A 16,285-nucleotide genomic window follows, 5' to 3' on the forward strand; every position below is an offset into this window, starting at 1 on the left:
ATGGCGCGTATCGCGGACAAGGCCGGGTGGGATGATCCCTTGGCCACCACTGCCGCCATCGTCGACATAATTGACGATGTTGCCGGGCAGGATAGCAAAGTCGCCGAGATCAAAACCCTTGAACCTGTAGATCCCGAGGTCATCTGGCCAGAGGCTTGGTCTGACGAAGCTGCTTCACATACTGATCATCTAACGTTGGTGCCCGACAGTGTAGCGGCGGCCACTGCAGAAGATGCAACTGCTATAGACATGGCGGCTGCCCAAGCCACAATCGATAAAGCGTTGGCGTTATGGGCCGCGTTGCCCGGGTTTACACCTATCACGACAACATTTGCCGTCGCTGATTTGGGGAGCGCAGCGCTTGCGTCAATTACCGACACACATATCACTATCGATGACAATGCGGCAGGTGCTGGCTGGTTCATTGATGCGACGCTTTCCGACAACGCTGAATATACCACGCTTGACGGATATACCTTGCGCGCCGGGGCAGGGGATGCCGCGGCGGGCGTTGATTTGCTGACGGCGGTTCTGCACGAGCTTGGCCACGCATACGGCTTTGATCATGGTGACGGCTTGGCGCTTATGGGCGCAGAGCTGGATGTGGGTGAGCGGCTGTTGTTGCCGACAACTGTCCCTACGACCCTTCCTGCGCTGAGCACCCAGCTTTATTATCAGGTCTTGGCGGACGGCGCGATCACCGCGTATTCCGACGCTGCCTTGACCGAACAGGTTTTGACGACAACCGGTGTCACCGAACTGATCGGTTTGTCCGGGGGCACTGACTCCTTGATCGGGGCTGATGCGTTGTTCGACAACGGCGCGGGTACCTTTACCGTAACGGGCCCTGACAGTGGCACCCTTAGCTTTGCCACAGATGCGAGCACCACCTACACATTGTCATACTCTGGCATCGGGTTGCTGCGCGGTGGCAATGATACCGACACCGCCCTTTATGTGATCGAAGGCCAAGACGTAGACACTGTGTGGGATATCACATCGGTGAACGCTGGCACGCTGACCTCCGAAAACGGCACCACAACGTTCGAGAATATCGGCAAGCTGGTCGGCGGGACGCAGGACGACGCGATCATCTATGCAGCGGGTGCGCTGCTGACCCACGGGTTTGACAACACCAAACAGGACGCAACTACCGGCGCAACCAATGTCTATGAAATGACGGTCGCTGATTTTGTAACCTTGTCGCTGGGTGATGCCACATCCGTTAACTCTACCCTTCTGCAAAATCAAACCGTCCAAGGGTTTATGATTGGTGGATCGGCCGTAACGCTGGAAGGCGTTGATGTCGCCACCCTGACCGTCACGGCCGCGACGCTCTTTGCTGGCTCTGACGGCGACGCGTATTTTACGAACAAGGCGAACGGGGATGAAAACCTAGGCACCGGGGTTGAAGGCGAGAACTTTAATTTCGATCTTCGGTTCTATCGCCAAGCTTATACCGATGGCGCGGTTTCCGGCTATCATGTCTGGGTGTCGCTTGGCGCATCCATCGACCAACTGACGCTGATCAACGCAGACGCGATCAAAGGGTCTATCGGTTCGGCTGAAATTCTGTTGAACGCCGCATCCGAAGGGGCGGTGATTTCTGGGATCAATACCGCAGGCGCGGTCGTGTTACGAGAAACAACGGCATTTTCTGCGGCCACTGCCGAATTTGCCTCGGTCACCGGTACGGCGGCATTGGCGTTCCAAGAAAAGGCCGAGCCGACGACGGGCAATTTCACCTATACGGATGTGGCATTCTTTGCCGGTGGCGTGACGCTGACCAAAACCACGGCAGACGTTAACCTTCCGTCCGGCGACACGGTTTTTGGTGATCTGCTGGTATTCCAGCTTCAGGACGCGTCGGCCTTTATCGGGGTTGGTGTCGATCTGCCCAGCGTTCTGATTCCGCCGGCGGAGGTTGAATTTGACACGACCGACGCCGAAGGGGTGCTTGCCACCGATTTCAACTTCACCTTGGGCCTGTTCAAAACGCAAGCGACGACAACCGTTCCGTCGGTGATTTATGGCGGGGTCAGCTTTACCACCGCAGCACAGGCCTTTGGATTGCCGGAGACTGAGCTGATCGCACGTGAGCTGTCGGTCAAATTGAATGCGGCGTCTGATCTAAGCACAGCGCTGGACTGGACGCAGGCCGCGCTGGAAAATCCGGCGGGCGATTCTTACCTTGATCTAGACTTTGACGGCATCGAACTGCTGGCTGATGTTGAGATCGCGATTGCGGACACTGTCTCCATCGCGGGTCAAATGGAGCTATCGGTTAAGACGGAAACAATTGACGATGGCGCGATCACGGCGGCCAATGCCACCGTGGTGACCTTCAAGCTCAGCGATGGCTTTTTCGCCGCTGGTACGTCGGCCTCTACCTTTGATACCGACGGTACCCTGATATCCGAACCCTTTACCCGTAATGTTGTCGATGGTCCGCCCACGGGCGTGACGGCTGCGTTCCAAGGGTTCTATGGGGCCAGCATCGGTTTTGAATTGGCGATTGTGGCACGCGGTGCCCAAGATGCCGCTGGCGCAGAAAGCTGGGTCGCGTTCCGGGCAACTGTCGATGCGATAGATGTCGTTGGCCTTGGTGATCCGTCGAGCTTTAATATCGATGGGCGTGATTTCTTGGTCACCGGCAACTTTGCGTCCACGTCGCTGACGCCGACCATTATGAACTGGCAGAACCTTTCCGATGACCTGACCGGGCCGCAACTGGATTTGACTGATGCGACGCTTGGCCTGAACGGGCTTGAGCAGTTCAAGATCGGCGGCACACTGACGTTGGAGGTTCCGGATGCCGTCTATCTGACCTCCACGTTTACAATGGCTGTGGTCGCGGATGCTGAAGCAACTGCCGTGGGCACTGTGACCGGTGACCTGCTGCTGCTAACATTAAGTGAAACAACCGTCTTTGGCGGGTCCGGTGCGCAGTTTGTCGACAATGGATCAGGCGAGCCGGTGATCGAACGCGGCAACGCAGCGGGTGTTTACATCGAAAATGCCGGACTGGCCTTGGGCGTCTTGATTGATCAAGGTGCTGATCTGACCGTTGCGACTGACGACACCACCTATATCGGGCTGGTGGGCGGTTTTGACCTCGCACAGATATTAGGCCTTGGTAATGTCGAGGCGCAGGCCAATGATGTGAGCCTCAAGTTCAACATCGCGGAGGATGCGTTTGGTGCAGAAGTTTCCAAACTGGATTGGGCCACGATCAATTATTCCGATGCAGCGACGGCCTTGGCCGATCTTGATAGCAGCATCGACTTTGCCCTTGGCGGGTCGCTTTTCTATGGCGACGGCTTTGTCTATCTTGGCGGTGGTTTCTCAATCGCGACGGGTGGCTACACCGTGTCCGGCGGTGGAACGGCTGCCGACGTAGCCGCGAATGTCACGACCTTTACCGTTTCGAATGCCGCACTGTTTGCGGGTGTCGGGGGCGGCTTCACCTACGACACTACCGACCCGACGGTGATCACTGGATTGATCGCTTTGGCCGACCTTGAGGGCGCAACCGGGTTTAATGCGAGCGGCGTGTCGGCTGAACTGGCCTTTGTGAACGAAGAAGCCGGTACCTTGCGCAGCTGGTCAGCCGTCGACGTCAGCGTTGCGTCGGCTGATCTGGCGGGTTTGCCAGCCGGATTTGTAGCCAGCACCACGAACCTGAGTTTTCGCACCAATGTTGCAGATGCAGTTTCTGGTACCAAACTGGATTGGACCAGCCTGAAACTGGATGGCAGCGGTTTTGATGTTGTGACCGGGCTAACTCAAGTCGCCGAGATTAACAGCACCTTGAATGTCGCCTTTGGCGGTTCTTTCCACGGAGAGATTGACGGGTCGGTATTGTTGGCCGGCACCCTGTCGGGCGAGATTGTGACGTTGGACACGCTTGATGCCTTGCCGGGTGATGTGGGCGCAAATGAAAACGTCAATGTCATGCGCTTCTCGGTAAACTCTGGCTATGTCTTTGCCGGTGTCGGGGGCGGCTTTACGCAAACGGACGGGGTCGTTGATGGTATTGCCGCGGGCGGTACCGGGTTTGCGGGCCAGAACCTGTCGTTCGACTTGCTATCGATCAGCCAAGGGCAATCGGACCCGACAATCCAAGGGACCACACAAAGCTGGACCGCACTACAAGCGGGTTCCGCGCAATTGGATGTCCGTGGTATCAACGGGATTGATCTCAAGGCCTATGACCTTGAAATTCGCCTGAACTCGGCCGCCACGACAGATGCGGCCGCCACGGCGACCAAGCTGGACTGGACCACGCTTGAAGCCACGGGCGTGCCCATCTTTGATGCGGTATCGATCACCAATACGGCTGATGGCATTACCTCTGATCTGGACTTCAGCGTCCAGGGTGCCGTTGAGGTGCGTATAGAAGACAACGTGCTTTTGTTTGGTGCTTTCGGAATTAGCGCCCAGACCAAAACCATCAACGACGGCAACGGCATTGAAGTGGCAGACGCGTCAGTTCTGTCGCTGTCGGTCACTGGCGCGACTTTGTTTGCAGGGGCAGGGGGCGCGTTTATCTATGATGGCACCACGGGCCGCGCCACCGGACTGGAGGGCGCTGGCACCGGTATTGCGGTTCAGGGTGCAAATCTCGAGCTTGGGATCATCAGCCAACCATCGACAGCCACAACACCGCTTAGCTGGGTGGCTGTGGCGGGTGAAATCGGTCAGGCTGACTTGCGCGGTATCGACGGAATTGTGGCCATCGCACGCGATATTACGTTCAGGTTCAATGGTGCCGCCGCTGATACAACCAAGTTGGACTGGTCCGGCATTTCTGATTTCAACGGCACGCGGATTGGCACCATTGAACAGACGCTCGACCTGTCCTTTGGCGGCGAGATAGAGCTGAACATTCAGGACAATGTGATTGTTGCGGCGGGCTTCTCGGGCTCGGTTCAGTCGGTGGCAAATGTCACGGATGGTGCCATTACGATTGCAGACGCCCGGTTGGTTCAGTTCAACCTTACTGATGCGTATCTGTTTGTCGGGGATGACGGTGCCTTTACCCGCGTCGACGACCTGGCCAGTGGTGTCGTCAACGGCGTGGCAGATCAGGGAACAGGCTTTGCCGTCACCAATGCAGCGCTGGACCTTTATGTCGTGAACGAAACCCCGGCAGCTGTGGGCGCATCGGCACGCAGTTGGACCGGACTATATGCAACGGCTGCTCAGGTCGCACCGCGCGGAATGCCTGATGGCTTTGAAATCGCGGTGACCGACATTGCGATCACCTTTAATAAGGCGATTAATGCGGACACCACAGCTGGCACCAAGCTGGATTGGGTCAATGTTGCGCAGTTCAGCGCCGTGCCGGATGTGTTTGACGCGGGCACCGATCTAAAGGTGTCTGGCACGCTGACACTGGATGCCTTTGGGTTCGTTGATCTTGGTGCGACATTCGACTTGCAAGTGATCTCTGGGGTGACAGCGCAGCTTGATACGGATGCGGCATTAGAAGATGCCAAGCTGCTGTTGCTGGGTATGACCCTGACCGATCCGCTGTTTATCGGTCAGCCGGGTGGTGTGGGGATATCAGTCGGCAGCGGTAACGTGGCTGTGGCCTTGTTGTCGGCGGTTCCGGACGCGGTGCCAACCGCGACGGTTACCACTATCCCAAGTGCAACGGCGATCACCGCAAACTTGGGCGATGCCACAATCACCGGGCTGCCATCAGAGGTCGATTTTGTGATCACTTCAGTGACGCTTGATTATTACACGCACGTACCTCTTACCGCATCTGATCCCGGGTTCGACTGGACAACAGTTGTAATCCCAGACGAAGCAACCTCAGGCGAGGGGGTCTTCTTTGAATATGGGCCGCTTGGCGCACCGTTGACCGCGCAGTTTAATGCCACGGCGGACCGCACGCTTGTGACCGGTGCCGTATCCTTTAGCGCGTTCGAGTTTATTGCCGCTGATGCGACATTCAGCTTTGCGCAGGATATAGTGGACGTTGATATCAACAGCGACCAAAGCTTTGATCTGGCGACTGACATGGATAACGCAGCTTTGACCCGGATTAGCTTGGGCGTTGTCGGAACGGCTGCGGATCCGGGCCTGACAATTGGCATTCGCGATGGGCCCGGCGTTTCGGTTGCCAGTGCTGAGCTGGTGTTTGCCAGCATCACGTCCTCAAACCCTGCCTTGGACGCTCGCGGTTATTTCGGCCTGAAAGCGAATATTGATACTGCCACCCTAGAAGGGGTGGATGCGATCGCGGCGACGCTGAACAACGGCACCCTTGAACTCAACTCTGCCGCCACCACAGGCAGCCTTGCACCTCTAACCGTCCTCAACTGGACCCAAGCCGTTAATCTCGATTCAACCGAGTGGTCAGACGGCACAGTCATCACCCCCACCAGCTATGACGTTCTTTCGGCAACCAACACCAACGGTGTGGTTGAGCCTGAAACCGTGACCGTACTGGACCTGAGCCGCGATGGCGTTGCCCTTTATGCGGATGCGACAATCGTTGTGGGTGACTTTGTCCATATCCGCGGTGAGGCAACCCTGATCGCCGAACAAAACGTCGCTGCGCGGACCTTGGATAACGCCACTACCTTTAACACGTCGGTTCTGCGCCTTGGCCTTGCCAATGTTGTTGTCTTTGCCGGTACAGGAACACCTGAATATCTGACCGATGTGACGGGGCGGGCAACCGCCGTTGACCCAGACAGTGATGTGGTTGGCGTCGCGCTGACCGTGGACAGCCTTGGCATTCTGCTGGTGTCTGAAACACCTGAATCCGCAACAGCTACAGCGCAGTTGAAATCATGGTACGCGATCAAGGCAAGCGGCACGGCGGCCCTGCTTGGGATCAATGGGCTAACGCTTAGCGGCACGTTGAATGTTGCAATCAATGGCACGTCGACCCCGACGCTTGGCACCAGCACTCTTGATTTCAGCGACACGGGCATCTGGAATGTGACCGTCGGATCAAACCCTGCCATCACCTTTGATGATCTGAACGAAAGCGTGCTGGAAGTACGCGGATCAATCGTGCTGGGTGTCGAAGAATATGTGTTCATCTCGGGTGAATTTGCCTTCCGTAAGGGTGACGCCCTGCTGGATGTTGTCTTGGCGGATGGTCAGATCAGAAAAATGAGCGCGATGACTGTCGGTGCGCGTGATGTGAATATCTTTGTCGGTACCGGTTATGACCAGACCAAGGCATTTGGCGCGCAAACCGATCTGGTTGGTTTGCAAATCTCTAACGGATTTGTGGCGCTGGCGTTGTTGCAGTCGGTTGATCCTGTAACCGGACTTCCCATCGCTGCTGGTGGGGCAAATGCCGGATCCTATACCGCACTGAGCGCCGGGGGCGACGTGACGCTGGTGGGTGTCGATGGCCTGACGCTGGCGGCCTATGATTTCGAGGTGTCTTATAATGCCGCGTCGGTCGGACGCGCGATAGACTTTGACACGAACAACCTGACCATCCCGACCGGTCTGAATGCGGCAGATGATGTTACCCTGTCGATGGCTGCGGAAATTCTTGAGGTGACGGGTTTTGCCGTCATCGGGATTGACCAATATGTGTTCCTGTCCGGGAATGTGACTTTCTCCAAGGGGTTTGTCCTTCCTGCTGCTGCCAACCCGACCACCAAGAATTTTGCCGTGACCCAGATCAGCGGTAGCAACATCAACGCCTTTGTCGGCGTTGGCGGCCCGTACTTCGTGCTTGATACGGACGCGCGCACCTCGACAGCGCCCGCTGTCGCTGGAAATGCAGTTGGTGTCGCGATCGAGAATATCACCTTCGATTTGGCGCTCTTGAGCCAAGTTGATGAAGTGACCACCGGGACCAACACGTCTTATGTGGCGACCGTGAATGGTGACCGCTATACTGCGCTTTATGCTGAGGTCGCGGGTGTTGATCTGGTGGGCGTTGGCGGCGTCGCGCTTGAGGCCAACAACATCAAGATCAAGGTCAACCAAGGCCGCGCTGGCGCGCCCACGGGCCCACAAGTTATTCTGCCTGCCTTCGACTTTACCACGGTTACCGGCCTATCACCGGGGACAGCGACCACAGAAGCAGATTTCCTTTATACGTTCAAAGAACAGGGCTTTGCCGATACCGTTATAGGGTTCCAAGCCATCGGGGCCACAGCCGGAACCGGCGCATCGCTCCTTATCAATACTTCCGGTGTAAAACCGACCAGCGTTGCAGACGCAGACTTTGCCCTTCAGGCCGACATCACGTTCGAGCGGACTACCCTCAGCAACGGCCAGATCGTCACCAAAATTTCCGCCACTGATGTGACTGCCAGCCTTGGCACGATAGACTTTGCCGCCACAGGCAATGCGCTGATCCTGATCACATCTGCGGGTCTAAGCGCCAATATCGATATAACATTCTCGGCGGTGTCGTTCACGGATGGCCGGAACACCTTTGCATTCGCATCCCCGACATTCCGCCTTGAGATCAACACAGCAACAGTTGCCGTGAACCAAGAGTTCAACGTCTCGGAATATGTCGATGGCGACGGGATCACCCAGACGACTCGGACGCTCACGCTGCCAGCGGGCAAGTTTATCCGCATCACGGGCGAAAACCTGGGCCTCAAGATTGACTTGGGCAACGCGACCGGAACCATCGGTGCCTCCGATACCCCCGAGCTTGAGTTTAGCGGTACGATTTCTATCGCGCAGGTCACGGATGTTTCAACGGCAACACCAACAAAACGTACAATCTTTGCCTTCACAGATGTGTCTGGCACCTACCGTGATCCTGACAGTTCCGACGTGTTCGGCCTGACCGAAGGCAAGGGCGTGATCATTTATTATGATGACGGTCCTGCCGCGACGCAAAACGGTCTTGCCGGTCAGATTGAACTGACGGCACAGGGCGGTGCAGGTGATTTCGCAGCCGAGGCGACAGCGATCTTGCGGTTCAACACCACAACACGCACCAACATCGCTCAAAGCGTCAGCATCGGAGATGCGCTGTATCAGCTGAACTTTGGCGCGGGCGAGGGGGATTTTGTCCAACTTGCGATTGCTGACGTTACGCTGACCTATGACCCATATCTGACCATCACCGGTTCGGTGAATACGCTCAACATTGACGCGATTGCCAATTTCAAAGCTGCGGGTGTTACCAGCGGGATCGCGGGCCGTAACATCAGCATTTTCTTTGGCGACAAAGGTGCGGATCTGGAAAGCACGGCAGATGATGTGGGTCTTTTGATCACCAACACCCAACTGGTGGTGCTGGAATTCGTGACAAGCGGTCTGCGGACATTCGCCATCTATGCCAAGGGTGATGCATCTGTCGTAGGGATTGATGGCCTGCGCATCGAGGGTCAAGTCGAAGTCTGGATCAACAACTCCGGCAAGGTGATTGCCCCGACGCTGGTCAATGACGTGCCACGGCTTAACCCTAGCGAAACACTAGAGCCGCTTCAGGTCAAATTCACATCCGGCACGATGGAGCAGGTGTTTGGTAATGTGTCGATTGGCATCGGTGCCACGGCGGGTGCCGATATCGTAACGATTACATCGGATGACGTGCTGTTCACCCGCACACCGTTGGGTGTGATCGAAGTATATGCGCCCGAGACCGTGATCCTTGTGAACCCCGAAGGGGATACAAGTCGCGCCATGGGCTTTGGTGGGGCCGCGCGGTTCAGCTTTGGCGGGATAGATGGGTTCCAACTGTCTGATATCCGGCTCACCAGCTATACGATCAACGGCGAAAGAGGCGAAATAACCAGCACCAGCACGCGCGGGCTGGTTAAGCTGAGCGCTGATCTGGCATCGCCGCTGCAAGACCAGATCGTGCGCCTTGATCAGCTGGAATACATCGACGTCATCTTTAACAACAACAACTACCTGACCAGCGAAGCGAACCCGAATGGTATCGTTGAAAGCTCGATTACAGATGTCGAACAGGAATTCCTGATCCGGGCCATCAACCAGAGTGGTGATGTCTATAACATCGAAGTGTCAGGTGCCGCGACACGTGTTGAGGGCACGGCCAAACCGACTTTCCGCTATCAGATCCTGTCAAAACCGACCGAGATTACATCGAACAGCCCGATCACCTATGAGGTCGAGTTCCTTGCTAATTCCTGGAAAGACAGTGCAAACCAGCTGGGCGCGCGCGAAATCGAACGTTTCCGTGTATTGCGCAATTTGACATCAGAATTTGGGGCCGCTCAATTTGAACTGGCGCGCCTTGCTGCGGCACAAGCACCAACAATTGCCCTGGCCAAACCGTTCTCTGGTGCCACGGTTGATGCGACGCAGTTGAACGCCAGCGGATTTATCGACGTGACGTTCCGCACCATCGTCGGGCAGTCGTTGAACGTGGACACGATTGATGGCAACGAAATTCGTATCTCCGCCGTCGGTGGTGCCGCAAATGTCGGCAGCGTTGTCGGCGTTGCACAGGTATCCGCGACCACATGGCGTTACTTCATCGCGGCCAAGCCACCTGCGTTGGCTGCGGGCCCGACCGGCACCGCTGCGAATACCCGCTCAAATGCGGCCTTCGGCGTGGGTGATGTGACCGTCCAGTTCTTGGCCGGTACGTGGTCCTATCAAAACTTGAATAACCAGACCGTATTGTTTGGTGCCGATGACGGGCTGACACCTACCGATCAGACAGACGCAAACAGCGTCAGCACCATGGTTGTCTATTCTTCTGTCTTTACCGTCGCCGACATTCCAGAAACGCAAACCAGCGGCCTGTCGCTCAATGTTGGTCCTGTCACGATTGAAGCGCCCTCTGTCGGTCTTGATAAGCTGGCGTTCAAAGATGGCCGCCTGATCTTGACCATTGCTATCGGCGCTGACCGCGCGGCGCTCGCGTTTGGCAGCACCACACCGGCTGGCGGCACGCCGTCCAATACCGGCGGTACAAGTGTTGTAATCAACGGTTTGCTGGTCAAATTCGACGTCGGCATTGATGTCTTGGCAACCATCACCGGTGGCGAGCCGGACATCGGGTTCACTGGCAAGTGGGAAGTCACAGCAGATAGTCTGCTTGGCACCATCCCCGAGGTTCTGACCTTTGAGGCATATGCGATCAAAATTGGATATGACCCTGATTATGATGCGTCAAAAGCACCGGCGGAAGTTCTGTCCGATGCCGGACAGAAACTGGTTGAAATTGGCACGGTCAAGGTCACGTTCCCACGCTTTGGCTTGACGGGCCTGATCACTGGCGACGTCACTACGCCGGGTCTGATTGTTTACGAAAACGGGTTTAGCCTGAAGACGGCGCAGCTGATCTATAGCAGTCTGTCCAGCAACCCGCAGTCGGCCACCCGTACGGACGGGCAGACCGGCACGATCAAATTTGGCAGCTTGCTTGAATTTGTTGATCTGCGCATCGGGGTGACAGACTTTAGGGTGGTCTTTGGTCAGGCTGTGACCTTTGACGGATCGATTTTTGTCGCCTCTGGTGGTGCAAAATTTGCACCCGGCAAACCAGTTTCAGCCGATATTCGCGACCGCACCACTGCGGAACTGACCGATACTGTGGGCGCGCCGGACACAGAGGCGATCCGCCTTGGGTTAACCTTTACCGACGGCCGTGTTGACGGGTTCATCTGGCGGATGGACACCTTCCGTATCACCTTGGGGCCAAACCTTGTTCTGACGGGCGTTGACCTGAACCTTGATACCGGTGCCGCGAATGACGAAGAGCTGATCAGCTTTGCCGCAATCGGCGCTGAACTGACCGTGGGGTCGGTGACGCTGATGGGTGAGGCACGGCAGTTTGCATTCCTTGGCGACGGCAGCTTTGTCACCAAGCGCGGCTTTGGCGTGTTCATCGGTGTTGGGTCGGCCACCGGCGCGACGTTCAAATGGCCGGCATGGCTGCCGATACGTATCACGGAAATTGGCGTGCAATGGGCTGATATTCAGGCCGCGCCCGAGAAATTCGTGCTGACGCTGTCCGCGACGATCACTGGTCTGCAGGGCAACCCGGGCCTTAAATTCGAAGGCACCGTAAAAGGCATCCAAATCGATGTAGGGCTGTTGCTGGATGGTAAGAACCCGATCATCGGCATCGAAGCATTGGGTGTGTCGGTTTCGGGCAACCTGTTTGGCGGCCAGATCGAAGGTACGCTGATCGGTGGCATTATCAATGTCGATGCGTCAGGAAACGAAGTGCCGACGCTGGATACGACAACAGTCGTGGCCGACCGTGTGTTCTTTGTCGGGGTTGAGGCCGGATATGCCTTTGCGGGTCTGTCGGGCTTCACCATCCGCTTCGCGATGAGCGAACTTGGCCCGTTGGGTGTTCTTGTGACCGCGCAGATTCCCGGTGGTATCCTGCTTGAGCCGATTTCGGGCCTGACGATCAATAACTTTACCGGCGGCGTTGATTTCTTTACCTCTCTGCCTGATATCACGACGCCGGGTGAATTGACGGGCCCTGCATTCCAATTGCCTGCGAACGTAAGTGTAGATGGTTGGCTGGATATGGTGCGCGGTCAGGTCCTGACCCAGTATCGTCTGATGCAGGCAAACCCATCGCAAAGCGGTTTTGCGGCCGCGTTCCAAGCGCCGATGGTGTTTTTTAATGATACGGCGACCACCGAGATCTACACATCCGAGTTGACCTTTAACGGTCAGGTGACGATCAAGATTTCCACAGACGGCAAAATACTTGTTATCGGCCAGCTGAATTTTGCTGCTGACAACCTGTCACTGTCCGCGCGGCTTTATGCCAACCTAAGCAAAATTGCCGCGGGTGAGGCGACGATCCTGTTCTTGGCAAAAATTCCGGATCAAGTTGACATCATCACGATCGAAGGCAGCTTGCGCTTTGGCTTCCAAACGCTGCTTGGCGACGATGTCGAGATTGAAATTGTTCAAGACCGCGCAGCCAATCCGACGCAGGAACTGGCAGGGCCCGGTGCAGGTACCGAAATTGGCGCTTCTGCGATTAACGGTGCCGGCTATATCGACGTTACATTCGAAGATTTGGGCACCGCAGTTCTGGATAAAGCATCGGTTCTGGATCTCGCGCCGGAGTTGATCATAACCACAGCTGGCGTAGTGCTTGATGATACGCTCGCGCCGGTACATCTGACTGGTACGACCTATCGCTTCTGGGTCATTGGTACGGCGACAAGCCCCATCAGCTATCAATATGTAAACCAGGGTTGGTCATACCTGAACGAACAAACGGGCGAGGTGCTGTATAGCACGGTTGTTAATGAGAGTTCATCCGCTGTGGGGACGGCTACGGTTGTCACCGGCCCTTGGATCGACATCCGCTTTATCCCTGAAATCGGTGCCGAACTGACCGCTGCAAACATGCAAGCGATTGCTGCCGGTGGCGCGCCGTTCGTTCTGCGTAACCAAGCGGGCGAAGTGGTCGAGTTGAAAACCACCGGGGAGGCTAACGACAAGCGCGTGATCGTTGGCAAGGATGTGATCCGGTATTTCCTGGCAGACACCAGCCTGCCGTTGGGCAAGTACACTGTGACCTTTACAGATGGTGCTTGGAATCGTGATGGGTTGGCCAATATCGCGACTGCCAGCCAAAGCTTTGAGATCGTGAGCCCAAGCGCATCGATTGTAGGACCGTTTGCCAAAACCGAAACCGGGTACACCGCTGATGTGAACGTCTTGAACAGTGGCGCGAAACAGCTGATCATTTCCTTCCGCGCGCCGTCCGGCAATGCGCTGAATTACGCCTCCATTCTAGACAGTCTAGCTGAATTCACGATGACGACCCCAAGCGGTGGTAGTGTTACCGTGGGTGACCCAGCAGCCGTACGGATGGTGATGGGTTCTAATGGTGCGGTAACGTACGAGGTGATCTCGGACGCAGGTATGACCCAAGCGGAATATTACGAATACCTGACCTCCGAAGGGATCACGCAGTTCCAATATACGCTGACCGGTCTGACTTACGCACCCGGTGTCTATGAGATCAGCTTTGACGCTAATGCATTCCGCGATGCTGCTGGTAACCAATCTATCGCGACAGCCACACCCATCGAATTGGTTGCAGAAGGTGCCACAGCCACGCTTGTTAATCCGGGCGAAGGCGCATCGATTGATGTTAACCGTCTTGGCGCGCGCAGCTATATCGACATTCAGTTCCCAACGGTGCCCACCGACTTTACCGGATATGACCACCGCTCGATTATTGATGCGGCCCCTGAATTCACCCTGTCTGGTGCAGGTTTGAACACAATCGCGCTGGATCCAGCACAGGCACCAACCCGGATCGGTGAAAATACCTACCGCTACTGGTTGACGGGTGACTTTGCCGATGGCGCAGAGACCACCAGCATCACAGTAACCGCAATCGCCGGTGCTTGGTCCTACACCAAAGCAGCAGCGGATATCACTGTAACAGGTACGGTAATCGATGGGGTGCTTCAGATTGGTGAAGTTGATGCTGTTACAGGTATCCAGAACCCGCTTACCTTGACGGGTATTTTTGGGGCGCCTCCTTCCGGATATGTCTTTGACATTGAATCAATACTGGATGCAGGGGCCGAGTTTACAGTGACTGCGCCCAACGGGGAGTCCTATACAGCCGAGCTGGTGACGACAACAGATGTGGTGCGGGCAGACGATGGCACGGGTAGCGATAGCGCCGTCCAGTACCAATACGCGATCTTGCTGACTGGAACAGTGGAGACCACTGAAGCAGTGACGCTGACCTTCGGGGCGGACCTGATCTCCTACAAGTCGACGAGTGTGGAAACGCTGACGCTTGTGGGTGCAAATGGCGGCACGGGTGCGATCAACAATTATGCAAGCTACATTGATATTCTGATTACCCCGGCGACGGGCGATGCAGCGCCTGATTTTGCCGCTGGTGATCTGTCGAAACTGACCCTGACTGTCGGCGGTGCCGCCGGGCCGGCTGTCGTTTCGCTGCTTGATATGGGCAATGGCGTGACACGGGTGTTCCTTGACGGTGCTGTTGCGGTCGGTGATGCGGTTCTGACAATTGCCAAAGACGCGTTCGGTGCCGATGGTGCCAAAAACCGTGCCCTGGCGCTGAATTTCCACATCGCCGGGGCGCAGGGCACGATCCAGAACCCCGGGCCGGATGGCACGATTGGGATCGGGACGTTGAATGGTCGTGGCTATGTCGATCTGAGCTTTGCCCGCCCAGACGGTGGCCTGCGGATTGGATCGATCATTGATCTGGCCCCAGAGTTTGAGTTTATCGGCGGCAATGTGACAATCGCCTTTGACGACACGCAGGCCCCAGAGTGGCTGAACCCTGATGACCCGACCATCGATCCGGATACGATCACCGAAGATTACCGGTTCCGTTACTGGACCACGGGGACCTATACACCCGGCACAACGATCAATCGTATTGCCAGCATTGATGGCGAAGCCACCGTTCTGCGCAATGATGGTACGGCTGCGGATAATGCGGGTACAGCCGGGTTTGTGGCGACGACCCTTGATACATCCTGGATCGATATCCGGTTTACCCCAACGTTTGGCGATCAGATTGAATTTGACACCCTAGGCGACGAGATCACCGTGACAGGTGCGACCCTTTCTGGCGACGCCATGCGGATCGGCGATGGCCTGACAGTGCGTTACTTCATAAGCGGCAATGTCGCGGCGGGTTCCGTGAATGTTACAATCAACGCAGGTACCTTCAGCTCGGGTGCAAATGCTGGCGAAGGGTCCGAAACGTCCTTCCAAGTGTTGCAACTGTCGGGCGCGCTGGCTGATCCTGTCGATGGGGGCGTGATTGGGCAATTGGATCTGAACAACCGCGGCTATATCGACGTGCGGTTTGTCAAACCGTCCTACGCCTTTGAGATCGACGTCGCATCGGTCCTTGATCTGGCCCCCGAAGTTATCTTTAGCGCGACGGGCGGCACCATTACTGCTGATCTGACACAGGCCCCGCTATATCTGGGGATGGATGGCGATGATGCGGTCTTCCGGATTTGGTACATTGGCAGCTTCCAAGGATCGGACGTTGCTGACAACGTTACTGTTGAGTTCATCGGTGGCAGCTTCAACTGGTTGGACACCAGCGGTAATACCATCGACGCGGTGGCCGCGAACAACAGTGTCGAACTTCAGGTCCAGTCAGCGACGAGCGGGTTCTTCTTGCTGTTGCAGCTGGGCACGAGCGAATTGCTGGATACTGGCAGCTTTGTGAACGGGGCCTTTACCCTTACCCGTGCGGACGGCTCAAGCCTGACCGTCACAGGGAATACAGCCCGCGCACCCCCGGGCCAGATCGAATTGACAATTACTGGCGGCACCTCCGCCAACCCGCTCGTAG

Annotated in this window: 1 protein-coding gene (cut by a window edge); it reads left to right on the forward strand. The window is 56.4% G+C overall.

Features of this window, described 5'->3' with window-relative positions; all coding sequences use genetic code 11:
* Window positions 1–16,285 carry the 5' portion of a calcium-binding protein gene (locus tag AADJ11_RS17005; protein WP_341235629.1) on the forward strand. Its footprint extends 18,800 nt past the window's final position, so the window shows 16,285 of its 35,085 coding nt (coding positions 1–16,285); it begins with the start codon at window positions 1–3; the stop codon falls past the right edge of the window.

This window comes from uncultured Sulfitobacter sp. (assembly GCF_964021855.1).
Classification (GTDB): domain Bacteria; phylum Pseudomonadota; class Alphaproteobacteria; order Rhodobacterales; family Rhodobacteraceae; genus Sulfitobacter.